Here is a 25,924-nt window from a genome sequence, read left to right as displayed (position 1 = left end):
TTAATTAAGGAATAAAATGATATTTTATAGAGAAGCACTTTCATAACTATTCCCCCTTCTCACCGGACCAACACCACGAGTTAAGTAACCAGTACTGTACTGAGATTACAATGCCGCTCACCTGCATCCCATTTCAAAACTGACGCCAATGTCCATTCCCATGACGATTACACTCACATGGAGAACCAGACATGTCATACCGCGACATTAACGATATCAATCTTAGCTATGTTCAGCACCCGACCCTGAACCGAAAGCTGCGACGTCATCAGGATCAATTATTTGAGCGTTATTCCAAGCTGCTGATGCTACGGGTGGACTTCTCGTATCTGCAGGACAGTGATTCCCATGGTGAGGGCGATATTCACTCTACAGTGGCCGATATCACCTTACTGATTCAACGTAGCCAAGATATTAAGGGGCTGGTGGGCTACGCATGGGTACTGGAGCATACCGAGCGACATGGTTTTCACATCCACGCGGCGTTTTACCTCAATGGTCAGAAACACCGCCGTGCATGGACCGTCTATGAAACGCTCAGGGATACCTGGAAATACGTGACATGGGGAGAAGGACATACACACCGGTGCGAGCCCAGGGAGGAGTACAGAGCACGGGGTGAATGGGTAACGCCCTACGACGACATTAAGGGCCGCAAGAGTATGCAGTACATCTTGAGCTATCTCAGCAAGCAGGAGCAGAAGACTTTGGGCGTTATCTGCCAGTTAAGTGACATCCCTGCTCCATCGGCAGCGGGCAGACGGCGGAAGGTCAGTTAAAAAATACGCCAGTGCCTCATCGTTTGAAGGAGTCTGCGTTTCCCTGACCCGACTCCTTCTCCCATTCACTCAAGGAGAAAGACGATGACCACAGACTACAGCGTTCTTAACGACCAACTGGTGACGATGGCGTTTATCACCCGGCTCACAGGCCTGACGGATAAATGGTTTTATTTCCTTATAAAAAACGGCGAATTCCCGAAACCCATTAAGCTGGGCAGAAGCTCTCGTTGGTTGCAAAGCGAAGTAGAAGCTTGGTTACAGCAGCGTATCGACCAATCCCGCCAATAACCTCTCCCTCCCAGATTTAACTCCGCCGATAGCCTGACTAGCATTACCCATTTAGGGGCGGCTTGCCCATGCGTGTCATCCGTCGGCCTAAAGCACGGCTCAAAGGAAAAACTCATGCGGATTTTAAAATGCTACTTGGCCAACAATGCCCGGAACAAATTTGTTAATGCAAAAGAGGCCTCTGACGAAACAGGAGGCCATTGGACCTGCGCCAGCTGCGGCTGCAGGCTTATCTTACATAAAGAGGATGAGAAAGAAGGCCCCTGGTTTGAACATATCCAGCACTCAATATCTCACCACGAACTGATGATGTGCGCCTGGGTCGACCCGCTGGAGAAAGAAGCTGCCCGCATCAGAAAACTACGGCAGGTCACTTATGCTATCGATACATCCAGCAAACCGCCTACTCACTGGCATTGCGTACTCTGTAGCGAGGATTACGTTGGCAATAAGCATTGTATAAATTGCCATTCTGGAATCTATAGCATTGAGCGAACTCCGGGCTAAGCGCTTCTAGGCCACGTTCCACCTTTCCCTTTTAACTTAGCCACACACCATATCGATCGGCACGAACGATCAATATCGAGAAACTGATCTATCAAAACGATTATCTTTCATGCGCCCTGCCTGGTTATCCTTATCATACATTGCTCGCAGAAAAGTCTTTAATTACGGTTAGTTATCTAGCTGAGGCTTGCTACGTCCATTTTCCATGTAACCCACAGAATGAGATCTCCAGGGCGCAGAAAGATGAAGAGATGTGCACGTTGCAACAAAAAAAGAGGTGTCCTTGAGCGATGGCTCTCACTCGATAAAGAATTTTGCGATGAGTGCTTATTTGATATCGACCAGGAAATCAGGGAAAGACGAATTATCCCGATCAGACGTCAGAACGACGGTAACGAAAGGAGGTCGTAATTCAGCATGAAAAATAAAATCGACATTAGCATCATTATCCTTGTTTACAACGCCGCTGCGACCATTGGTTGTCTGGTTAATAAAATCCTTAGCGGAAACCACGTAGCTATTGAACTTATCGTTGTTGACGACGGTTCTACCGATGGTACCGGCAGCATTATCCGACAAATCCACGATGACCGGCTCATTCTGATCGAGCAGGCCAATCAAGGTGTCTATGCTGCCCGAAATACTGCTCTAGCCTTGCACCAGGGAGAGTGGGTTATATTCCTTGATGCGGACGACGATATAGCAGATGGGTTCATTGAAAAAAGATGGCAAGCAGCTAGTGCGTTGCAGGCCGACGTCATGATCTTTTATGGCTGGCATTCTGATGCTGACCACCACTATCGAAGAGCAGTCCACCGAAAGCAACCATATGGGGCGATTCTGTCAGGGCATGAGTGGATAAGACACTGTGTAACACGCCGTGAATGGCCACATTACCTGTGGCTGCAAATGGTCAGGTCATCCTATGTCAGGCAGCATTCACTGCGCTTCCAGCCTGGTAGGAGCCATAAAGACATTCTTTGGACGGTTCATCTTGCAACGAGCAATGGCCGGTTCTGCGTGTTGGATGTTAAGGACTATATCTATATCAGTACTAAGACCTCTATCACACACCGACCGGATTACTATGATATTCGTGCTATAAGCTATGTTGAAGTGATCGCGGAAATCATCCAGTTAGCGGAACAAAACAAAAAAATAAAGGTATTTTTGTACCGGCATGCGCTGGTGGAGGCTCGTCACTTTTTGGGGCTTTACCGCAATCGCGTTGGGGATAAATCGGGCATGAAGGACTACTTCAAAGCGAACATATTCGCAGCCCATTTATTCAGAGGTATCAGCAGTTTTAGCGATGTGTTTTTCTTTATTAAGCTGCTGGGCAAGCTATTCTGATAAGCTGTGCGTTGCTACACGACACCTGCGCACAGCGTAATTTCACGCTTTCTGACTAAATTGTTCAGGCCTTTTCTTAGGTGCGAACACAACTCCCCGTACTTTCCTCTTCCAACTCAAAATCATCGCACCTTGCTGACCCAAGAAGGGAGCATGCCCTGCATTAGTATCCGCACAGCCCATACTCTATTGATACCAACAGCGCTTCAGCACAACAAAGTAACTTGATAATCGCGACTTAAGGTGAAGATGCCAAAAACTCGTTTGAGAGCAATCAATTCAATGACATGTCAAAACTGTACTTTCCATTGAAAATCTTACTCATGGCACTTGGCTGCAAACTCATGCTTGGTAAGATAGATCATAAAACAGCTCATTGGCTACCTTGTAAGAAATGTGGCATCAAAGGAAAAATTACGATGGATCTTGTTGATAGTATTGAAGCAGGCAAGCTGACGATCAGTGAATTGATTGAAACCTTGGCGAAAGATAAAAATTACGCAGCTTCTAAGTGGGATCAGCGATACCGTGAATTTACGACTTTGCTACAACAAACCTCAACTTTTGCTGAGCCTGAAACGGATGATTTAGTTAAGAGGCTCTGGTATGAACGTGATAACGGTATTGCCAGTATTCGTCAGGGCGTTCCATCATTAGCAGAATATCAGCAAAGCCTCCCATTGCTTAGAGAACTCACTGAACGTGTTCGTCAGCAACCGAATGAAGCTACCTACCAATATGTAGGCAGTGCGCTACAGCAGGCCAAAGAGACCGGCCAGCTTAAGCGCATGTATTGGAGTTTAAGAAATCGTGTCTTTGCCGCGTTCTCGCCAGATAACTTCACCAGCACTGTGGATGAGAATGCTTTTAATAAAGCAGCAGAATTCCTAAATCAACACTTCCATCTCGGTTTGGTACTGACCGGAAATTGGTTACAGAAAAACTATGAATTGAAACAAGCCATACACGCCCAATCTCCTAACAAAGATCCTTATTACGTGAATATGGCCATCTGGCATCTCTATGAATTGCTCCGTGAACGCGATAATGAACAAAAGCAGGAGAAAGTAGCTAGCACGACATCCATAACCAGCAGTGAGCCCATCGAGAACAAGACCATTCCACATTCACCAACTAACGTGATCTTCTTAGGCCCCCCAGGCACTGGCAAGACCTTCACGTTGCAGCAAAAAATGAAAGAGTACACTTCTCATGCAGTTCCTGCTGATCGTGATGCCTGGCTGGATTCTCGCCTTGAATCGTTGAACTGGATGCAGGTTATAACGCTGGTGCTGCTCGATCTTGGGAAACGAGCCAAAGTTCGCCAACTTATTGAACATATGTGGTTTCAACGTAAAGCATTATTAAACGGTCGTAATGGCAACCTATCGAATACTGCCTGGGCGGCTTTGCAATCGTATACAATTCCCGAATCGTTAACTGTTGATTATAAGAATCGGCGTGAGCCTGCCGTATTTAACAAAACAGATAACAGCGAATGGTTTCTAGTTGATTCACAGCTTGAGCAAGTGGAGGATTTGGTAGAGCTCTACGCCGAACTTAAACGTGGTCCAAAATCTGCCGAAGCCATTCAACGATTTTCGGTGGTTACGTTCCACCAATCATACGGCTACGAAGAATTTATTGAGGGTATCCGCGCTCGCTCTGACGAAAGTGGCAACATCTCTTACCCTATTGAGCCGGGTATCTTTATGCGGCTGTGTCAGCGTGCCAATGCCGATCCAGCACATCGCTACGCCATTTTCATTGATGAGATCAATCGCGGCAACATCTCCAAGATCTTTGGGGAACTGATCTCACTCATTGAAGTAGACAAGCGTGCGGGTATGTCTAATGCGATGAGCCTGCAACTGTCTTATAGCGGTAATCACTTCAGCGTCCCCGCCAATGTCGACATCATCGGAGCAATGAATACAGCGGACCGTTCTTTAGCTCTGATGGACACGGCTTTGCGCCGTCGCTTTGACTTTGTCGAAATGATGCCAGATCTCTCTTTACTGAGTGGAGCTAAGGTGAAAGGCATAGAGCTCGAGTCGTTGTTAGAGAAACTCAACAGCCGCATCGAAGCACTTTACGATCGCGAACATACACTGGGGCATGCGTTCTTTATGCCGGTAAAAAATGCACTCGATGCCGGTGATGAAGAAGCTGCGTTTAAACAATTGAAGATCGCATTCCAGAAAAAGATCATTCCGCTTTTACAGGAATACTTTTTCGATGACTGGAACAAGATCCGGTTGGTGCTGGCAGACAATCAAAAGCAAGACGACAACCTGCAATTCGTGATTGAGAAAATCGACGATCTCGATACGCTTTTTGGTAACAACCATGGTTTACGACGCCATGATCAGCAATCAACAGCTTACGAGCTCAAAGATTTCGATCAAGAGATCTGGAATATTCCACAGGCTTATCGTTCAATTTATCAGCCCCAGCAGACACCCCTTGATGAGCAGGTTGTAAATCATGGGTGAAGTTATCTCCGTTTTTGAATATGACCTACTGGGGAGTGACAAAGCGGCTTCAGTTGGCGCAAAACCGTTGCCTCCACTGGTCTTTAATTATTTAGAAGCGCTTAGCCTGGCAAGTAATCAAGGGGGCCAGTTCCTCAAACTCACCTCTCGCTCAGGCTTCAAATTGCTTCAGGTTCAAAACTACGCGGGGATGCTTTCAACACCTCATGGTTTCCAGCTTGAGATACTGCCCAAGGTTGGTAAAAACCTCACAGCGGCTAATGCACGTCAAACATTGCTGACGATGCTAAGCCATCTGCCTGGGTTTCGACATATTCAAACCCAACAGGCAACTCTGCAGGCTCAGCGCATGCCTTTGCTTGAGATTTTTATCAGTCAGTTTTTGCTTAGCGTCAGCCAATTGCTTAGACAAGGTTTACGCTCCGACTATGTGAGTGAGCACGGTAATCTGGCTTTTATGAAGGGCAAGCTGATGCTTTCTGCACAGCTGCGACATAACGCGGTAAATCGCCATAAGTTTTGTGTCGATTATGATGAGTATATGCCTGATTGTGCTGCCAATCGGCTCTTACACTCCGCACTGGATAAGTTACTTAGTCTGCAGCTGTCATCAGAGAATCAACGCTGGCTTTACGAACTGCGCTTTGCGTTTGACGGGATTCCACTTAGCCGGGATATAGAAAGTGATATAAACAGCTTACGCCTTGAGCGCGGTATGGCTCATTACAACGAGCCAATGGCGTGGGCGCAATTGTTCTTGAGAGGAATGAGCCCGAGTGCCTTGCAGGGAAATACCAAAGCGATATCCCTCTTGTTCCCTATGGAAGCAGTGTTTGAATCCTTCGTTGCACAAACCTTTTCCGACGAACTCCCTCCTCACTTCAAAGTTAAATCGCAAGCCGCCACTTATTCCTTAGTAAAACATGGGGCTTATGACTGCTTTAAACTTCGCCCAGACCTGCTGATTCAATCACGCCAACCGGTTCAAACCAAAATGGTGATGGATACAAAATGGAAGCTGGTGAACAGCAACGAGCAAAAAAAATCACTATATGGACTTGCGCAATCCGACTTTTATCAAATGTTTGCCTACGGCCAAAAATATCTTGATGGCCGCGGCGAAATGTATCTGATTTACCCTGCGCATGATGACTTTAGCCAACCGATACGCCAGCACTTTGCTTTTTCAGAGACTTTAAAATTATGGGTTGTGCCATACCGGATAATGGCAAAACGCGGTGAGAGGATGATGTGGCCGAGTGACGAGTCCTGTACAATGAGACCCAACCCAGATCGGATGGCTGCTTCAGTATCCTATAGTGGAGGCATGAGATGACCCATGAATACCAGCGGCAAAGCCTGGAACAACTAATTACTCAGCAAACAGCAGCGCCCAGAAGCGCTGCCGCTGTATTTAACGAGAACCAAACTCTCTGGCAAACCCTTGGCTTTAGCCAGTCTCAAGTTTCGCTATGGCTTGCCTCATTGCCTCAAAGTAATCATCTAAAAGAGTCCACAACGGCAACGTACCAGGTTACACCTGATGTTGCGGCACATTTGGTATCATTGTTACAACAAGCTGGTGGGCGCATGCCCCTGGCACAAGTACTGAAAAAGCTCCCAGCAGGTATTACGACCAGTGAACAGCAGATACACAAACTAGCTCGGAAGCATGCGCAGTTAGAGATTAAAGGCCCCTTGCTGGTATTGATAAATTAGCCGGCACTTGTAGTAACCGTCGGCTGTATAAAGGATTTTAGAAAACATAATGGCAAAAGAAGCAAAAAAACAAGACCCACAACAGCAGCTAGAAGCACTGTTCAATAAACTGGTCAAACAGCACTCCGAGTTTACTCAGCCATTGGTCGAATTACCCGAACATGAATTCGCCAAGGCGGGTCTCATTCAAGGCTTGGTTGAAGGCAACTTAACGCCACCGGTCATGTTGATTGCGCTGGCAGAAGGCCATTGGGAATACGCCGCTGACACTGCAAAGTTTGATGATTTAGCCTACCAGCTGTTAAGCGATATCGAAGGTGACTGGCCAGTATTTGCCGTTGTGGACGATGGCATGAACCAACGTATTTTGGCCTTGTTCGGTGCCGATGGATCTGACGGTACCCACGGTGCAGATACCCTGCCAAGTCTGGAAGAATTACGTAGCTTTGATCGCATGGAGCGTGATCCAACCTTTCGCTGGTCGATGCGTGTTTATACACGCTTAATGCAGCGATTTGATGCCTTCCATGAGAGTGTTTACAGGGTACGCCGTGATAAAGTCACGAACAAAAACAGTATCATTTATGAGGTAGCTAAGCTTCTGTTTTTAGAAAGCTTTCGAGTCCACCACTCAAAAGAGCTAACTTTCGTTGACCATGAGGGAAATACTTGCGTCTTTAATGAAGTATTTAACTATGAATACGTTAGAAGAAATGGAGAAAAAGCCGTTTCACAGATAAAAGCGGCGTTTAAAGCACTTAAGTCACATCCTGACTACATAGTCATAGCTGATGATGGAACCCCAAATGGTATTTTTGATGAGGATGAATACCTTAAGCTGTCCGTTCCAGAAAACTATGTTGATTTACTTGAAGCTATTCAAAACCTTGGTCCAGTAATTTCGAATGATGGAAAGATTGTCAAAAACTCTGGGTCACTTGCCGATGTATCAGGTGATTTATTAGGACGAGTGTTTGACGTATTTCTACGCGCTAAGTTCGAATCTAAAGGGGGTCTTGGAGTCTATCTAACTCCTAACCCAGTGAAACAAGCCATGCTGGAAATGGCAATTTATGATATTGCAGATGACGATGAAGTCATGGCGAAACTAACAAATGGTGATTTTAAGTTTTGTGATCCAACGTGCGGCTCATTTGGATTTGGTTCCGTAGCCTTGAGTCAAATAGATAGACTAGTTGACTCTAAATTGGGCGGTTTGAGTGATAATGAAAAAGAAAAATTAAAGCAAGACCTCAGAGATAATTCATTCACTGGTGCTGATAACTCTACTGATATGATCATGCTAGCCCGTGTGAATATGGCACTACAAAATGCACCTAAGGCAAAAATTATTCACGCATATAACTCATTAAGTACGCCAGCACTAAAGCCTAACAGCTTCGATTTGATTTGTACGAACCCACCTTTTGGTACGCCAAAATTTGCTAAAGATAAGAATAGCCAAGAGTCAAAACTAAAATATGAAGAGGAAATGGAACAAATCCTCGGTGGCTTCCGCCCTGCCGTAAAAGTTATGGATAGCTACAATGCCTGGTACGACCATGTAAAAATGAAGTGGCAAGATACCGGCGATTTAGAGCTGGATGACAACGGCGAACCTAAATGGGCGGGCTATCGTACCGATTTACGTAAAACGGGCGGTACAGATAAAAAGCCGTTTTACAGCCTGCAGCCAACAACCGGAGGACTGGCACTGGGCAGTAAACCCGACAGCAAAGGCAATTGGCAACCAGTGAGTGCCACCATCGACCCAGCTGTGCTGTTTATAGACCGCTGCCTGCAACTGCTCAAACCCGGTGGTCGACTGATGATCGTGCTGCCTGATGGCATTTTATGTAACTCCGGTGACCGTTATGTACGTGAGTACATCATGGGGAAAAAAGACGAAAAAACCGGCGAATTTGTTGGTGGTAAAGCCATAGTCAAAGCGGTGATTTCTCTGCCAAGTGACTGCTTTAAGCTCTCCGGCACAGGCGCCAAAACCTCGATTTTATATTTACAAAAACGCCATGCTAACCCCAACCAACCAGAGCAATTTTTACCCGAGCCACAAACCGATGTATTTATGGCGGTGGCCGAAACTCTGGGCTACGTGGTGAAAAATAATATTGAAGACTACAACGCTGGTGTTACCAACGATTTGGATAAGATTGTATCGGCTTATAAGCGGGGTGAGTAATGTCTGTAGATACCTTACGCGAAACATTTCATATAAACCGCATTAGCACTTCCGATTTGCAGGACTTCTTGACTGCGCAAACTTACAGACCAGAAATTACACAAGCAAAAAATCATATTCTTAGCTTGAAAAATTGCTCACTGCAGGCGGTATGCACAAAACCAATTCAACAAGGAAAGTCGCCTAAGTATGCAGAAAAAGGCTTAAAGTGCATTAAACCTAAAAATACTAATGATATGTTAGTTTCGATTGATGATATTGATTGGATTGACTCGTCAACAAAAGATCAAATTCAAAAACAGAAACTCGGATATGGTGATATTGTCATTACACGTTCAGGCTCAGGAACAATTGGTCGGGCATCGATTTATTGCTATAGCGAAGAAGCGTATACGAATGACCATCTTTTTGTTGTTCGCCCTGACAAGGCTGATAGTCACTACATTTGCTCATTTTTAAATAGCTTCCATGGTCAACGTTTATTGGAAGCTGGGGTATCCGGGTCTACCGGGCAATTAAATCTTTCCAATGAACACATTAAGTCTATTCCGCTATTTAGACCTGATGAAAAAGCCCAAAAATACATTGGAAATAAAGTTCGCCAAGCCGAACAGCTGCGCGCTTGGGCGAAGCGTCTTGAACGCTCCTTGGATGCATTTATTGATCACTTTCAACCTGAGAAAAAAGAATATAAAAAACTTTTCTCACGTGTTCCAAACCACCTTCTCACAAATATGTTGACAGCAACGACGTACAGAGAGCGATATATTTCTAATCAGAAAAACTTAAAAGATAGCTCGTGCACTCAGCCAATTTCTTATTTTCTAACAAGCGTTACAAATGGGTTTGATGAGAGAAATGAGATAGAAAGTGGACTCCCTTACATCAAAGTTGCTGATGTAAGAGCTGGTTACATAGATTTAAAAAATAGTCCCAGAGTAAGGGTGTCTGCGTTAACAAATGCCAGCGAAAAACAAAAGCCGAAGAAAGGTGATTTACTTTTAACTAGGAAAGGAAGCTTTGGAATAGCTGCTGTAGTGATGGAATCAGCAAGCTTTCTTTGCTCCAGCGAAGTTTTCTCATGCAAACCGTCAAAGCCTGAATTCATGCCAATACTTTCTTGGTTTTTAAACTCAGAGGCTGGGAATATGCAATTCTGGCAGTTTTCAACTGGAACAACAATGCCAGGAATTAATCAAGAAAATCTACAAAACATCCTTATTCCAGATTTTTCAGATTGTGATATTCAGCAATTTAATTCTATTCACAAGAATAGATATGAAGCTAAAAAGAATGCAGAACTACTAACTGACACAGCCAAAACGCTCATCGAATCCCTAATCGAAGGCCAGCTGACCGAGCAGCAATTGATCGAAGCCCAACAAGCCCTGGAAGATGGCGACAACAGCTTAGATCAAGCGATTTTAAGCAAACTAAGTGCTGAGGGTTATGCCATTGAAGGTGCCACACCGCTATTTAGCGATGTGGATGAGTTATACAGTTTGCTGGAAGAGGCGGCGCAAGCGGAGGCTGAAGAGTAAAAATGGAGACAAGGGGCATGGACAGCAGTACAACCAGGCAAAATAACGACCCCGTAAATAGCGAAGCGGCACTTAACCTCTGCCTGCAGCTTTGGCAACAAGGTGGTTTGAACGTCAACAAAGCAGCATTGTTATTGGCGGCTGCGCCTGCCCTTAGGTCACTGCTACAACCAATCATACAGCCGAAAAAGAACGACGCTGAAACTGATATCGTTAGCGCCTTTAGCCTCACTGCACCATTGCTTGATGCCTTTAACGATTTAAGCCAGTCAGGTGAATGGCAATTAGCGTTGTTGGGCTTAAACCCAGACGTTCGCCAACATTGGATAAATTTAGCCGCCGCTCGCTGCCAGGAAGCAGGCGCGATGAATGACACAATGGTATTGGTTAAACTCATTCAGCAACTGGGTAATGCCAGTGAATGGGTCTTAGCCCAACTGGAAAGCACGGCCACCACGCCGCAAATCATTGCCGGCCCTCTGGCAAAAACCGAACGCGATTTGCTCGGTCATAGCCTAAACGACAATGCAGCCATTCCCGCTCTATGCCGTATTTTGCACACCAGCCATACCTTGTTTACTGTAAGTGAACAAAATGAACCACCAGCACCTATACAAGCGGTGGATGTCACCGCAAAACAACTGACAAATAACTGGTGTAGTGGGCGGTTGTTAGCACTCCCTAATACCTTGCTTGATGAACACGACCTTAAACCCAATGCCGATTGGTTATTGGTGTCCCGCTCGGGTCATGACAGCGTGCCGCTTACCGAGCTATTCGCCCAACAGCACTGGTTATTTTTACTCAGTCTCATTATCTTTGTGCAAGATGCCTGGGCTGCCGAGCAACGTGGTGGTTTGTTGCTCACCTTAGCTGCCGGGCAAAATGCCTTTGCCCCCGGTCAAATAAATGTGGCGGTACAAGGTATTGAAGGTGATGAGGTGAGCTTGGGCAGTTTGGCTGAGTTTCTTGTGCTTCTGCTCGGTGAGCTCAATATCACCCTCTACCCGGCACTCAATGCGAACACAGAAAGCATCAACCGCCTAAACCGCGCCCTAAGCTCATTCATCACCGAATTGCTGACACAAAAAATCTGGCAATTTACCGAGGCGGGTCGTGGCGAGTCCGGCCAATATCGAATTCACACAAGCTTCAGCGATGCCTGTTATAGCCTGCCGTTAGCACCGCTATTTGGCTACAAAAGCCAAACGTTACAACGGGCTATTAAGCAACTGGCGCAAAACTGCTATGCCAATAAAAAACGCGCCGCCAATAGAATAAACCTTCAAGGATCGTCGTTATGAGTTTTGAATTAAACGAACAGATGGTTGATAGCCTGGCAAAACAACATCGCTGGGCGGCGACGGGCGTATCAGATTATCCACCTCGCGACCCGTTAGTGGGCCAGAGCCGCTTTTTTAAACGCTTTCAAACCTTTTTGCATACGGTGGATCACGACGATGATCGCTTTGCCCATGTGTTTGCCGTCGAAGCCGAATGGGGCCGGGGTAAATCGCGTTTAGGCCATGAATTGGTCGCACAAATTAACGACTGCTCCAGAGGCTGGTTTGTCCGCGACGAACAAGGCCAACTACACGATAAGCAGCTGTTTAATCGCGACACGCAAGATAAATACCTGGCGCTCTACATTCGCTACTCGCAAGTGGCATCAGATTATCAAAACTCGGATAACTGGTTTGCTTTTGGTTTATATCAGGCGCTATTACCACTGGCCACCCAAACCTTTGATGGTTCGATTCAAAGTGAAATTGCCAAACAAGCCTATGAACGCTTAATGCCATTTGGCTTTAAATCTGAACTGTTAGCAGATGCCCTACAACTGAACGCCAACCACAGCGAAGAAGACCTCTATACTGACCAAACGCTGGTAGTCAGTTTGGTGCAAGCCGCCTATAAAGTATTAAAGAGCTTTGGCGTGCAGTATATGTTGGTGGTGCTGGATGAACTGGAAACCGTTGCAGAAGCCGCTACTTTTGGCCTGGAAGATGAACAAGATAAACGCCTTGATGGCCAGGCCATACGCCTGATTGGTAAAGCAATTAAAGAGGAAGACCCTCGCCGTAAACTTCCATGGTTGCGCTATGTTGCACTGTGTTCACCACTGCTTGGCCAGCAATTGCGCGAAATTCAATCGGTCGCACGCCGCTTTGAGTTAGTAGAACTTGAGCATAATGCCTTTGCCGATGTATCAGACTATGTGGCAAGCCTCTTAAAAGACGGCAAGCTGGGTTTTAATTACCCTGCGGGTTTAGTGGAAGCCGCTTACGCCATGAGTGGTGCCAACTTCGGTTGGTTTAACGTGGTCATGGCTAATGTGGATGCAGTGCTGAGTCAATACCAACAAGCAGGCCACAGTATCAAGGATGTGGGCGATTTATTTGAAGCTGTGCTGGCAGGTTCTGGCCGCGTGGCCAGGCATGTGCTGGATAAAGGTGCGATAGAAGGCATTCAAACCCGCGACCAGGCACTATTGACCGAATGCCGTAGTTTGCTCTACGGCCAATTACCCGTGCGCTTAACTGAAATGGGCTATGCCACTGAATTGCTGGCGCTGAAAAACGAAGATCTGGAACCCATAGCCGCTCATTACCGCAAACTGAGCATTGACCGGCTACAGTGCCGACAAGCCTTGGAGCAAGCCAAATTCCGCCGCGATAAAGATGAATGGTACTACCCTGCAGTAGATCAAGCGCTGAGCTTAGATACTTTGCTGGATAACCTGCGTACTTTTTCGATTAAAGAACAAGCCGCAAGCGGCGATAAAGGCGCAGTATTGCTACCTCTGTCAAAAGGTGAGTTTAAATACTTACTCAGCTTGCTGTATGACCACCCAGCAATTGAATTTGCTGCCGATGCCTTATGGCACAAGCTAGTGGGTGAAACTACCGAACTGGACGCCAGCGAAGCAACGCATATTGGCCCCAGTGTGGCGATGTTACTGCGCCTGGATTTGCGCTATCGCAGTGCCCAGCAAAACTCACTGATTTTTAAAGATCCCGCCATGGGCGATGCTCATGAACAGGCGATGAGTGAACTAAGCAAACAAAGTAGCCAGAAGCCACTCATCAAGGCATTAGCCCGTGTAACGGGCTTTGTGAGATTACTGGACAACAACTGGACCTATGATGAAAACTTGCTGAGTAATAAAGCGGGTAGCGACGATGCACCTCTGGCCATTTTAACCGAGCCACGTGGCCGCCAGGGTGGTTTACTTACCCTGGATGGATTTAAGCTTCACCCAGAAGGTAAAGCCTTGTTTGCCTGGGTCAGTAACCTAATTGAACTGAACAATCTTCACACCTTTGCGGCAAACCACAGCCACCAAAATGGTCGCACGCCAGTATTAGCGTTAACCGCATCTGCACATCTCATGGAGCAATACAGCCGACTGGATGAAAGAAATGAGTTACGTGATGCGATGCTGCTGCATTATGTCAACCCAAGCGAAGCAGACCAGTTAGAGCGTATTGGCCTAAGTCTGGCAGCATGCCAGTTGCACGGCGTGAATTTAACTGCCGACAGCTTTACCGCGAAATTCAAAAACAAGCTGCATGCTCTGACTACCTTTGCCACGAATGCCATTCACAAGTGGCGCCAGCGCTTGCAGAAGCGCGGTTTAATTGCATGGCCGTTAAAGGTAGATGGTAAGTTATCACCGAATGACCGCGACCTGTTGTTTAAAGGCTGGTATCAGTTGGCCATTGCTCACCCTGAGTTAAACGGCATTCTCGATTTACAGCAGCAACACGGCGTGCCAGTGAATGAGCTAAGCAGCTTGTTGGATAAACTTAAAGTGCCGGGCAGCTATATTGCCAAAGGCTACACGGCCGATGAACATGCCGGGCTATTTACTGAACTTAATAATGTGCAGCGAAGCCAGGCGCAGATCCCATTATTTTTAGCCCGTATTGCTCACCCTAATAAAAAGCACAAGTGGCAATTCGAAGGCTTTAAGCAGCAGTTTTATTTCGCCTATGTGGCTGAAACGAGTATTACCGCCAAAGGCGTGTTTAATGACTGGATGTGGTGGTGTGGAGAGCTGAACTTACTCACTTTAACCAATCCAACAGAAAAACAGGCAATTTGGGAGCACTACCCGCGCTCCCGCTTAGAAAATGCCATTAGAGAAGCACAAAACTGGTTCAGCGGTAACGATATGGGCAGCTACGCAGCCAATGTGGAAGTCATGAGCCGCGTGTATGGTTATGCACGCATTAATGAAATGTTCGCGCCTCTGGGTACAAATAAGCTAGGTTTTGTCACCGTGGAAGCTAAAGAACAGCTGGGAAAAGCACAATCACTATTTAACGTGCTCAAACAGCAAGAAGAACAACTGGCTGATATTGCCGAGGCCAACGACACGCAAGTACTGGCTGAGCTTATCCACAAGCGTGCTGAAGTGCTGGAGCTAGTAGCAAAGGTGAAACCGCTTAATAGTTCCAAGCCCATGCTAAAAGATGCCCATATTCTTAGCTTAGAAGACAAAACGACCTCGCTTTATCAACGGATTGAACAGGCCTGTTTATTTGCCGAATTTGTTGAGCGCAGCGCTGAGCGTATCAACAACCGACTCGCTGATTTAATCATAGATGTTGAAACAGAGTGTGCCCCACTGACGAATTTCCCGAAACGTCTGTACACCAACACGCTGCGCACCATAGGTCATATTTTAGACGGCGCGTTAAAAGACGATACCAGCAGTGCCACTGGCCAAAAAGAGCAGCAAGCAGACAGTGATACCTTACTGCATTACCTGCGTAAACTCGACTTAGGCAAAGCGCAAGACAAGCTTTCAGCCTTAGCGCAAGAAGTGGGTTTAAACCTGTACAGTGACCAACAGCTGCCGATAGCGGAGATCCAGGGACATATTTTGTCTAGCTACCGCAACTGCAAAGAACGATTTGGGAAGCTGGTTAATAACCTTACAGAGCAAAACCAACGCGCCCAACAGCTGCAAAAATGGCTTAATAGCGCAACGGCTGAGTATGAGTACGCTGATGACATTGCAGAGCTACCAAAACTGGTAATGAAATTACAGCTCATTGAAGACGCTATTGCCGATCTCCCCAACGATGCCGAGAGCAAGCGTCAAAGTCTGCAAATCAGTTTGCGCAATGGGCAGTTTTCATCGTTACGGGATTTACCAGAAGAGCTCTTAAAACCGGCACGCGGTCAACTTACACCGATTCAAGGCCAGCTACTTAAAATTGAAGAGCGTCTTAACCAATTCAGACGCAGCTCCATCGAGCAGGTAAACAGCTGGCTGCCGTTATTAAAACCGCTATTGGCTTCTCAAAAGCAAGCGGAACCAGCAGCGTTGACTCTGGGGGATGTGAGCAATTTGGGGGTCAGTGAACTTCAACTGGTGTGTGAAAGCACCCAGGCCAAATGGCAGAGCCAGGGTGAGCAAATATTAAAAGATACAGGCTTAACACTGGCGGATTGGCAACCGATTTATCAGGCTTTGAGCCAAAACCAAGAACCCGCGTTAACACCTGAGCAACAGAAAGGACTTGTAGACAAAGGTATTGTAAAAATGCGCCTAACCTTTGCCACTGGTTTATAGAGGTGACGCGATGAGTCTTTACTTATCTGCGGCACTGGCCAGTAATCGTAAAGGTCGGTTTTTGCAAACTGTTGCGGGGGCCCCCCCCTTAACGAAGGATTGGATTAGCTCGCCGCCAGCCAGCGGTTTGTTGTTAGTACAAGCAGAAGAGTTGACTGACGCTAATACTATGCAACGCCTGTATCACTGGGCTATGCAGGCAGGTTGTGCCGCTTTGGTGATAAACCTGAAAGCTGAACAATTTACCTTATTAGCGCACTTGTCCTCCCCACTAGATTGGCAGTTAGTACCAGCGGTCTTGAGGGTGCAAGAGCCAGGGCTAACCGCTTTGCTAGCCAGTGAAACAGACCAGGCTATTGCTGGCTTTTCTGGCAGTGCAGATCGCCACCAACACCAGGCCGGCGATGTGGTGCATACCCGCTACATACGAAAACACAGCAACAGTGGGCTATTAGCCTTTACCACGTTACCTTTGTGGTCGCTGACTTTACTCGATCATAGTGAGATCTTGGTGAGATGGTTGAATTGGTTTGTGGACCACGCAGGCATTGCTGAACGAATCATCGAACCTAACGCGCCATCAACCGACTACACACCAGATAAGCACGATCTGGTTGTATTGCTACTACTCTACGCTGGAAGTGGCATGAGCTTACAAGCGTTGTCTGAGCATAACGCGGTTAAGCTGATGTTTGATGTTAACAGCCTTGATATTGTCAAGCGGGGGGAGATGTTGCGGCAGCACGATTTTATCGACGAAGCGGGCATAACAGCCACCGGTAAAACATGCCTACAAGCCTCGCAATATTGGGCTTATGCCCCGTTACTTAACGAGCAGCTACACACAGGAGCGCTATAAGCATGAATGAGAACAAAACGATGAATTTAGCGCAATCTCTCGCCATCGATAGTCAGCTTCGCTTACCGGGAAGCGCAGGACGCTTGCTTAAACAGGTCCGTGATATTGAGCAAGTGGCGCCGCTGTTCCGTGATGCTGGCTTAGTGAAGGCGGTCCCGAAGCCCACAATCGTTAATTTACGCGTAGCTGGTATTGCGACTAAATCGTGCTTAGACAAGGTATTGGGTGGTTTTATTTATGCCAGTGCGGCAGTGCGCACAGATTTGCTAATAGATGACAATAAAGTCAGCACGGCGGGTAGCGACTCGGTATCAGAACTGGATGATATTGATTTTGAAGCGCAGCGTAAACGGCTTGATTTAATTGAAATTCGTCATTCTTATCAGTTAGTTGAGAAAAAACTTTTAAGTTATGAGCCGGGTGATTTAATTTTGCTGGATACGCCGTTGTTTTTAGCACGGGATATGGCTCCGCTGGAGCGCAATGTCCGTCATAAACAAGAGTACGAAAAAACCAGGCAAGTGATAGAAACTTTTTGGCAAAACCATCGCTCTAAAATTTTTCCCTGGAATCAAAATGGTGTAATGCTTGCGAGCATTTTGGCTGAGCGCTTTAGTGCAATTGTAAGTATCGCCAAACAAGATTTACGTACCGAACAAGGCCGCAAACAAATTTTAGCATCTGATGGGTTTTCTAAAGAGTTGATGCAAAATCTGGCAGGGCTGGATGAAAGTTTGGTGGGCGTGGGGGATTTGCGATTTATCAATGGCATTTTAGGCAACTATTCGCGCACCATCGCATTTCGTTTGTCTGAGCAAGAAAACCGCATTGAACCCAACATTGAAGCTAAGCAAGGGTTAATTGGTTTTCACTTCCGTAGTGCCCGAGGTGGACAGATAAAAATGGTGCAATTAGCGGGTGACGAACCAGCATGGAAAAGTACTGATCTCGATTTAGTTGCCTCTCGCCTGATAGTGCTGGATATGCAAAACAAAGGTAATGCAATGCCGTTGCCACAATTACTTGGCTATCAACAGCTTGGCATTTTACCTAAATTTGCTACGTTTTATCGCCAGGGTTTACACCAGGCTCTAAAGAATAATGATATTGAGGCAGGGTGGTTGGCAGGCCTCGATGAGGGATTGAATAATGGCTTATAAAGTTTTAGGTAAATTAGTCGGTAACACTGGTGATGCCAGCCAGTTAACTATGGTTGTGCAAGACTCGTTTTCAGTACGCCGTGGTGAGTTTGTACGCATTATGCACCAGGAACGCAAAGATGAGGGGCAAGTCGCCGTACTGGGGCGAGTGACCAAGATCAGTCGTACCAATATGCTCTACAACGCCGGCTTTGGCGATGGTGTGACTGAGCTTGAGCTTTTGCCCGGTGCGAATGTAACTGGTGAGAATATGTTTGCTCAGGTCGAGCTGGTTGGTTACCGCGATCCTGTTACTCGTCAAATCAAAATTCCACGTCGCCCACTTAACCCTGGTACCGCTGTTGAAACCGTCGATTTCCAGTTTTTGAGTGATTTTTACGAATTTAATGAACACTCCAGTTTGCACTTGGGCAACCTGGTAGGCTACGACAAAGGCGAGAATACAGTTCCTGTTTTTATTGACGTGAACAAGTTGGTCACTGAGCATCTGGCAGTTCTGGCAATGACGGGTTCAGGTAAGTCTTATACTGTTGGCCGCATTATTGAGCGTTTAGTCGCGGTTAATAACGGTACTGTAGTAGTATTTGACCCACATGGTGAATATGGTAAAGCCCTCGCTGGCGGTAATCTGCAATTCTCAAGCTTCTTAGAAGCCACTGACGATAAGCGTGATCAAGAAGCACTACCACTGATAAAACAGACCTTTGAAAAACTGCAAGCCGCCGGTGCAGGTATTCAAGTTTACTCGCCGCAGCACGAATCTTTTAAACATAAATACGCTAGTAAGAATACACCATTAGCGCTTCAGTTTGACCATTTTGAAATGGACGATATTGCTGAAATATTACCTGGTTTAACGGAACCGCAACAACGGGTACTCGATGTTGCAATTCGTTATTGGCGCTCTGCAGATAAGACCGAGCCACGAGATATTAACCGCCTACGCTTCTTATTAGGTGATGGCATTGAAGAGTTAAAAGAGTGGGACGACCTTTCTGAAGCTGAGGCGAAGGCGTTATCAGGCCGTAGTGCCGCCGTCGCCTCAATGAAGCTTTCACGCGTGCTTAATGAAGCCAAAAGTTTTTACAGTGCAACGATGGCTGAGCCAACTGATATTTACAAAATGGTGGGACGCCCGAGCAATCAACAAGGGCGTTTAGTCGTTGTTGACTTACAAGGTTTGAGTGATACCGCTAAGCAAGTCATTTGTGCACTGTTATCTAGTGAAATATTAAAGGCGGCCTCGAGCAAAACGGACCCGCTGCGCCCATGCTTTATCATTTACGAAGAAGGCCATAATTTTGCTCCGGCCGGTGGCAATGCAGTCAGTCACCGCATTATTAAAAAGATCGCCGGTGAAGGTCGTAAATTTGGTGTTGGATTTGGCATTGTGAGCCAGCGTCCATCGAAATTAGATTCAGATGTGACCTCTCAGTGCAATACGCTAATTACGATGCGCTTAAAGAACCCAGACGATCAACGATTTATAGCTAAAGCATCAGATATGGTGAGCAAAGCTGACCTGGAGGAACTTCCGAGTTTATCAACCGGTGAAGCTCTGGTGTGTGGTCGTTCAATCCCTGCACCACTGCTTGTTAAAGTTGGAAGTAAGGCATTAATTCACGGTGGTGAATCACCGGAGGTATTGCGTGTTTGGGGCTCTTTCAATGGCTAAGGTGCCTATGCCTGAAGTAGCTTGGGTAAATGAGACGTTTCCACTTTTAGCAAGCGGTAAGCTATTGGACCAGGATGTATTGGTCCACAGCTTAGGCTGTAGCGTTTGGAATACATTCGGGCATGAACAGTCATTTATGGCGGTAGTGGAATGTCCGGCTCCAGGTACATTTGGTGCTGATATTCGCTCAGACTCGGGCTGGTTTCATAAATCATCTGCATCACCTATGTGTTTAATCGAGTTTGAACGCTTTGATGGTTCAGCGAAGGGGCAGCAAAAGCTAGAAGAAAAATTAAAAAACTTACTGGAAGCAGCGCAGCGCTGGAATCATTGCCCCAAAACCCTGGTCCTCAGTGCCTGGAGCCAAGGCTTAGTAAGTGCACCTGATACCCGAAAACTGAAAGACATTTGCCGCATGGGTTTCACTTCGTCCACTGGTACCCAAGTAAGCGCCTCTCCTGATGTTGAGGTGGTGTTTAGTCGCTTTTTATTTATCAAAAATCTGAGCATGATTGTTTTGGACAGAATTCACTATGAGGTGTTGATGTGAATATAAAATCAGCACATTTTTTGCCAGGAACGAATAAACGCCTTGGTGACAAATACCTGTTACTTGAATGCCTTGGTGATGGCAGCCATGGTTGGGTATGGCGGGCGGAGCGCCTGCAAGATGGAAAAATTGTCGCAGTAAAAATCCCTAAGGATATTACTCGGGAAGACCGCCAGCTTGCCGAAGGTAAAGAGCTTTTAGACGTCGAGCCGCACGAAAATATTGTGCAAATTTTTGATATGGGCCGTATAGATAATGAATGGTTCTATATTGAAATGGAATATTTCCCAAGCCAAACCCTAGCGCAAAAGCTCGATGACAGGCAGCGTAATTTTGGCCAGACCTATGAACGTTTATTCAGAATATATCGTCAAGTGCTCTGTGCTGTACATTATTTGGCCGAGCTACCAGTGCCAATATCCCATGGAGATATTAAGCCACATAACATTTTGGTTGGCGAACGGGACCTGGTGAAGTTGACGGACTTTGGCAGCTCAGCTTTACCAGAAGAAATTTACGTTCGTACCCGAGAAAATGGCGGGACTGTGTTGTATTCGGCCCCAGAGTTCTCCAACGTCGATAGCCGTAGAGGCAGTCTGGAAGAGCTACTATTGGGCGACATCTACAGCTTAGGTGTTTTGCTATACCAGCTGCTGACAGGAAAGCTCCCCCATGATACGCCAGCACAAGTTCAGCGCCACGCACCTTTCAAGCTTCCGACAGAGATTAATAGCTCTATTCATACGGACCTGGAGCAAGTGGTTCTTACCTGCTTACAAAAACGAGCGGAGGATCGCTTTTCAACTATTTCCGACTTAATTCATGCATTTGATGCAGCTACCACTAAACAACTAAAAGTTAGTGCTATTGCTCCAGTTTTTCAGACTAAACTTGATCAGGACTGGTCAAGTGCGGTACTTGAAGCAATGTCCAATCAATCTTACCAAAAGGCTGCCCAGTTAGCGTCGCAGGAGTATGGCCGCAGTAAAGATCTACAAGCTTTACATCAGCAACTTATTGCCTTGTACCGCGCCAATCGCTTATTCGACTTTGAAAAAGTTGTAGAAGATAATAAAGCGATCTTGCTCGAGGGTAAATTGACTCAACCAGCGGCTTTGTTCGAGCTGATAGTTAAGACAAACCTACAGTTGCGCAATATCAGTCAAGCAAAATCCTGGCTGTTGCAACGAAAGCAAGTTGAAGCAGAAAACGCGACTACCATGTATTTAGAATCATCCATCCTTGGCCTTGAAGCAAAATATCCTGAAGCAAGAGCACTATTGGAGAAAGTAAACCAAACAACTCCAATGAAGTTCCATGTGTTAAGCCAACTCATTTTAGTTTGCGAGCAAATGCGTGATTACTCTGGTGCTGCAGCTTATTTGAAAGCAGCATTACGAGTTGCACCATTGGATAACAGCATGAAAGAGAAAAAAGAATTGTATGCAAAGCTTGGGGTTATTTGATTGAAAAGATGGCCATTAGGCGAACAAGATACCTTGGATATTTAACACTTCCGTTCAAGTACCGGACAAAAATAAAGTTTTACATAACGATTTCTTTCTTGCTTGAGTTAAGACAAAAGCCTCTCCCCATTAGGGGGAGGCTTCTCAGCTATAAATATTTAATTAACAAAAACTGAATATTCATACATTTAGTTAGTATTATCGAAAAGGACTATTAATCTTTGCATAGTCAAATGGAGTGATAGCAGCCATTTTATTCGCATCCAGATAATCAGCCCACCACTGCAACATTAATCTACGCTCCCCGAGATGCTCCGCCTTATGGATGTAAGCAGCCCGAACAGAGCTACGTTCCTGATGGCTCATCTGCCGCTCTACCGCATCCCTCGACCACAATCCCGATTCAATCAAAGAACTACACGCCATAGTCCTGAAGCCATGTCCACATACTTCCGTTTTCGTGTCATAACCCATCACTCGCAGAGCCTTGTTAACCGTATTCTCACTCATCGGCTTACGTGGATCGTGATCGCCCACGAAAATCAGCTCTCGGTTCCCGTTCATGCATTTGATCTTTTCCAGAATAGCTAAGGCCTGACGCGATAAGGGAACAAGATGAGGTGTCCGCATCTTTGAACCACGCTGAGAATGCTTGACTCCTTCCAGTGGCTCACGCTCGCCCGGAATCGTCCACATAGCCGTTTCAAAATCCACTTCTGACCAGCGAGCAAAACGCAGTTCACTCGAACGAATGAAGACCAACAAAGTGAGTTCAACAGCTAATCGAGTTAAGGTTCTGCCAGAGTAGTGATCAATGCGGTGAAGCAATTCAGGAATGCGATTAAGTTCGAGAGCAGCACGATGCTGTCTTTTCGCCGTAGCCACCGCACCGGCAATCTCTTGCGCAGGGTTGTAGTCGATTAAGCCGCTCTGAACGGCAAACCGCATAATCGCGGTAGTACGCTGTTGTAAACGGGCTGCGACTTCAAGCCGTCCTGATAACTCAACTGCTTTGATAGGTACGAGCAGATCTCGCGTCTTCAATTCAGCAATGTTCCGCTTACCAATAGCAGCAAAGAGATTATCTTCCAGGCTTTTCAATACACGAGCACTATGCGATGCCGACCACTTCTGATTGCTGGCATGCCAGTCTCTGGCAACCACTTCAAACGTTATTGCCTCCTGCTCCTGCTCTACTTTAACGGCTTTCTTGTTTTCACTGGGATCCACGCCGTTAGCTAATAGCTTACGGGCCTCATCCCTACGTGCCCTGGCATCCGCCAGCGAGACTTCGGGGTATTTTCCCAGTGCCAGCATCTTCTCTTTACCGCCAAAGCGATAACGAAGCCGCCAGTATTTTGAGCCGTTCGGATGAACAAGCAAAACCATACCGTCGCCGTCAGTCAGTTTATAGGCTTTTGCTTCAGGCTTAGCCGAACGAACCTTCACATCACTCAGAGCCATGATGAGTATCCTTTCAAGGGTTCTGTGTGGGTACAAACATTATCGAACCGGGATATACCCGCAGTTGTACCCGCATCAGTAAGTTGATGTAGATTGAATCAGGTTGACTTAGGTTGAGTGAAAAAGCGAGGAAAGCCTTGCGGATACTGGATTTCAGGCACAAAAAAAGACGTCCGTTGACGTCTATTGATGTTCCGATGGTGCCGAAGGCCGGACTCGAACCGGCACGTATTTCTACGGTTGATTTTGAATCAACTGCGTCTACCGATTTCGCCACTCCGGCACGGAAGGGATGCGGAAAACGTTGTGGATTATACCTGTCATGCGCCACCATGCAAGCGTCAGCGTGCGTATGGATCGCTAAGTGTTGAAAATTTCAGCATTACCTTTCGGAGCTGCAATCAACATCACGGTTTAGTCCCCGCAATAACCTCCTTAAGCCCCCGTTCTGCGAAGCGTCCCGTTTCCCCATGCTCTACACTTCCAATTCAACACCACACTGAGGGAAACACGATGTCGATGATAAAAAGCTACGCCGCAAAATCGGCGGGCAGCGAACTCGAACTCTATGAATATGATGCGGGCGAGCTTAAGCCGGAAGATGTCGAGGTACAGGTCGATTACTGCGGTATCTGCCATTCCGATTTGTCGATGATCGACAACGAATGGGGGTTCTCTCAGTATCCGCTGGTTGCCGGGCATGAGGTGATTGGTCGCGTGGCCGCGCTGGGCAGCGCGGCGCAGGATAAGGGTCTGAAAGTTGGCCAGCGCGTCGGCGTTGGCTGGACGGCGCGCAGCTGCGGGCATTGCGACGCCTGTATCAGCGGTAATCAGATTAACTGCCTGCAAGGTTCCGTTCCCACGATTCTCAATCGCGGTGGCTTTGCCGAGAAGCTGCGGGCCGACTGGCAGTGGGTGATCCCGCTGCCGGATAGCATCGACCTGGCGGCGGCTGGCCCATTGCTGTGCGGCGGTATCACGGTGTTCAAACCGCTACTGATGCACCACATCACTGCCACCAGTCGCGTCGGGGTGATCGGCATCGGCGGCCTGGGGCATATCGCCATTAAACTGTTACACGCGATGGGCTGCGAGGTGACCGCGTTCAGCTCCAATCCGGCGAAAGAGCAGGAGGTACTGGCGATGGGAGCGGATAAGGTGGTCAACAGCCGCGATCCGGATGCGCTAAAAGCGCTGGCGGGCCAGTTCGATCTCATCATTAACACGGTTAACGTCGACCTCGACTGGCAGCCCTATTTTGAAGCGCTGGCTTACGGCGGTAACTTCCATACCGTCGGTGCGGTGCTGAAACCGCTGCCGGTGCCGGCATTTACCTTAATTGCCGGCGATCGTAGCATCTCCGGTTCGGCGACCGGTACGCCCTTCGAGCTGCGTAAGCTGATGAAGTTTGCCGGGCGCAGCAAGGTGTCGCCGACCACCGAACTGTACCCGATGTCGCAAATTAACAAAGCTATCCAGCACGTGCGCGACGGCAAAGCCCGCTACCGCGTGGTGCTGAAAGCCGACTTCTGATGCAGGGCTCAGTCCCGCAAGGGGCTGGGCCTATTGCCCACTACGAAACGCAAGCACCGCCTTGCGGCACTGTTCCGTCACATGCTCGATGTCATGGTTCACATCGATGCGGGCAATATCGCGTTCATCTTCCTGCGGACACTCCAGCGCGTCGAACTGGCTTTTTAACAAGCCCACCGGCATAAAATGCCCTGCCCGACGCTGCATACGTGCCAGAATGGTCTCGTAATCACCGTCCAGCCACAGAAAATGCACATTCGGGCTGCCCTGCCGCAATATATCGCGGTACTGTTTTTTTAATGATGAGCAGACAATAAATCCGGTCTCATTCTTTTTATATAAACTGTATGAGGCATCATTTAATCGCGCTAACCAGGGAAGCCTGTCCTCATCGGTTAATGGAATACCCTCAGACATTTTATCAATATTTTTGGCTGGATGAAGATCGTCGCCATCAATGAATTTAGCCGATAATACAGCGGCAATTTTGCTGCCAATTAAAGATTTACCGCTCCCCGAAACGCCCATTAAAATATAACTTTCCCCGGCCATCAAAAAACTCCAGATTTATATTCCATGACGCGATACTACGCCTTGCACATTGCAGAATTCACCTTTTTTCGGCGCGACCGCACAGATTTACAAGGCGCATCACGTTATGCGTAACATTGTAGTGTAACAATTTTCCAGCGTGACTTACTTCACAAATAATAATAATTAAAACCGTTTTAATGCTGTCGAGGTT

Annotated in this window: 19 protein-coding genes and 1 tRNA gene; 17 read left to right on the top strand and 3 right to left on the bottom strand. The window is 46.9% G+C overall.

Translation table 11 applies throughout. The annotated features are described in order from the left end of the window. Positions 1-191 precede the first annotated feature (191 nt). From FDX09_RS03145 to FDX09_RS03070, 16 genes are all read left to right on the top strand, one after another. Positions 192-779 (top strand): inovirus-type Gp2 protein, encoded by a 588-nt coding sequence (locus tag FDX09_RS03145; protein ID WP_045902469.1) that lies wholly within the window; start codon positions 192-194, stop codon positions 777-779. An 84-nt stretch (positions 780-863) separates the two neighbouring features. Further along, complete coding sequence (locus tag FDX09_RS03140; protein ID WP_019106747.1) at positions 864-1,070, top strand: AlpA family transcriptional regulator; 207 nt, start codon at positions 864-866, stop codon at positions 1,068-1,070. Between the two features lie 114 nt (positions 1,071-1,184). Then, on the top strand, positions 1,185-1,577 hold the full coding sequence (locus FDX09_RS03135; protein WP_019106746.1) for a putative zinc ribbon protein: 393 nt from the start codon (positions 1,185-1,187) through the stop codon (positions 1,575-1,577). Between the two features lie 417 nt (positions 1,578-1,994). Next, the gene (locus tag FDX09_RS03130; RefSeq protein WP_137346776.1) at positions 1,995-2,930 is read left to right on the top strand and encodes a glycosyltransferase; all 936 of its coding nucleotides are present in this window, start codon (positions 1,995-1,997) and stop codon (positions 2,928-2,930) included. A gap of 419 nt (positions 2,931-3,349) precedes the next feature. Then, positions 3,350-5,425, top strand: a complete 2,076-nt coding sequence (locus tag FDX09_RS03125; RefSeq protein WP_137346775.1) for an AAA family ATPase — start codon at positions 3,350-3,352, stop codon at positions 5,423-5,425. Continuing rightward, positions 5,418-6,761, top strand: coding sequence for an McrC family protein (locus tag FDX09_RS03120; protein WP_137346774.1), 1,344 nt, complete (start codon positions 5,418-5,420; stop codon positions 6,759-6,761). Before FDX09_RS03125 ends, FDX09_RS03120 begins: the two co-directional genes overlap by 8 nt. Further along, positions 6,758-7,144: a hypothetical protein gene (locus FDX09_RS03115; RefSeq protein ID WP_137346773.1), complete on the top strand. Its 387-nt coding sequence runs from the start codon at positions 6,758-6,760 to the stop codon at positions 7,142-7,144. Before FDX09_RS03120 ends, FDX09_RS03115 begins: the two co-directional genes overlap by 4 nt. Before the next feature lie 49 nt (positions 7,145-7,193). After that, positions 7,194-9,344 (top strand): N-6 DNA methylase, encoded by a 2,151-nt coding sequence (locus FDX09_RS03110; RefSeq protein ID WP_137346772.1) that lies wholly within the window; start codon positions 7,194-7,196, stop codon positions 9,342-9,344. After that, positions 9,344-10,885 carry a restriction endonuclease subunit S gene (locus FDX09_RS03105; RefSeq protein ID WP_137346771.1) on the top strand — a complete coding sequence of 514 codons (1,542 nt, stop codon included), beginning with the start codon at positions 9,344-9,346 and terminating at the stop codon, positions 10,883-10,885. Before FDX09_RS03110 ends, FDX09_RS03105 begins: the two co-directional genes overlap by 1 nt. Before the next feature lie 17 nt (positions 10,886-10,902). Next, positions 10,903-12,189, top strand: coding sequence for a hypothetical protein (locus FDX09_RS03100; RefSeq protein WP_137346770.1), 1,287 nt, complete (start codon positions 10,903-10,905; stop codon positions 12,187-12,189). After that, a complete protein-coding gene (locus tag FDX09_RS03095; protein WP_137346769.1) occupies positions 12,186-16,472 on the top strand; it encodes a hypothetical protein in 4,287 nt (1,428 codons plus the stop codon). The genes FDX09_RS03100 and FDX09_RS03095 overlap by 4 nt, the downstream gene beginning before the upstream one ends. Before the next feature lie 10 nt (positions 16,473-16,482). Further along, a complete protein-coding gene (locus FDX09_RS03090) occupies positions 16,483-17,331 on the top strand; it encodes a hypothetical protein (protein WP_137346768.1) in 849 nt (282 codons plus the stop codon). 2 nt (positions 17,332-17,333) lie between these two features. Further along, entirely contained in the window at positions 17,334-18,491 is a 1,158-nt protein-coding gene (locus FDX09_RS03085) for a hypothetical protein (RefSeq protein ID WP_137346767.1), read from the top strand. After that, complete coding sequence (locus FDX09_RS03080; RefSeq protein ID WP_019106735.1) at positions 18,481-20,166, top strand: ATP-binding protein; 1,686 nt, start codon at positions 18,481-18,483, stop codon at positions 20,164-20,166. Before FDX09_RS03085 ends, FDX09_RS03080 begins: the two co-directional genes overlap by 11 nt. Then, positions 20,159-20,716: a hypothetical protein gene (locus tag FDX09_RS03075; RefSeq protein WP_249359969.1), complete on the top strand. Its 558-nt coding sequence runs from the start codon at positions 20,159-20,161 to the stop codon at positions 20,714-20,716. The genes FDX09_RS03080 and FDX09_RS03075 overlap by 8 nt, the downstream gene beginning before the upstream one ends. Then, on the top strand, positions 20,713-22,182 hold the full coding sequence (locus FDX09_RS03070) for a serine/threonine-protein kinase (protein ID WP_058776593.1): 1,470 nt from the start codon (positions 20,713-20,715) through the stop codon (positions 22,180-22,182). Before FDX09_RS03075 ends, FDX09_RS03070 begins: the two co-directional genes overlap by 4 nt. A gap of 198 nt (positions 22,183-22,380) precedes the next feature. Here the strand turns inward: FDX09_RS03070 and FDX09_RS03065 are convergent, their stop codons facing one another. Both FDX09_RS03065 and FDX09_RS03055 read right to left on the bottom strand, forming a co-directional pair. Then, entirely contained in the window at positions 22,381-23,646 is a 1,266-nt protein-coding gene (locus tag FDX09_RS03065; RefSeq protein ID WP_137346766.1) for an integrase arm-type DNA-binding domain-containing protein, read from the bottom strand. A gap of 198 nt (positions 23,647-23,844) precedes the next feature. Further along, positions 23,845-23,929, bottom strand: a tRNA-Leu gene (locus tag FDX09_RS03055). 230 nt (positions 23,930-24,159) lie between these two features. Between FDX09_RS03055 and FDX09_RS03050 the strand changes: the two genes are divergently transcribed. After that, positions 24,160-25,179, top strand: a complete 1,020-nt coding sequence (locus FDX09_RS03050) for an NAD(P)-dependent alcohol dehydrogenase (RefSeq protein ID WP_137346765.1) — start codon at positions 24,160-24,162, stop codon at positions 25,177-25,179. Between the two features lie 30 nt (positions 25,180-25,209). Here the strand turns inward: FDX09_RS03050 and idnK are convergent, their stop codons facing one another. Beyond that, positions 25,210-25,731: a gluconokinase gene (idnK, locus tag FDX09_RS03045; protein ID WP_087857450.1), complete on the bottom strand. Its 522-nt coding sequence runs from the start codon at positions 25,729-25,731 to the stop codon at positions 25,210-25,212. Positions 25,732-25,924 lie beyond the last annotated feature (193 nt).

The organism is Citrobacter sp. wls717 (genome assembly GCF_005280955.1).
GTDB lineage: Bacteria > Pseudomonadota > Gammaproteobacteria > Enterobacterales > Enterobacteriaceae > Citrobacter > Citrobacter werkmanii.
The sequence above is the reverse complement of the archived record's forward strand: the minus strand, read 5'-3'. Positions and strand labels throughout refer to the sequence as shown.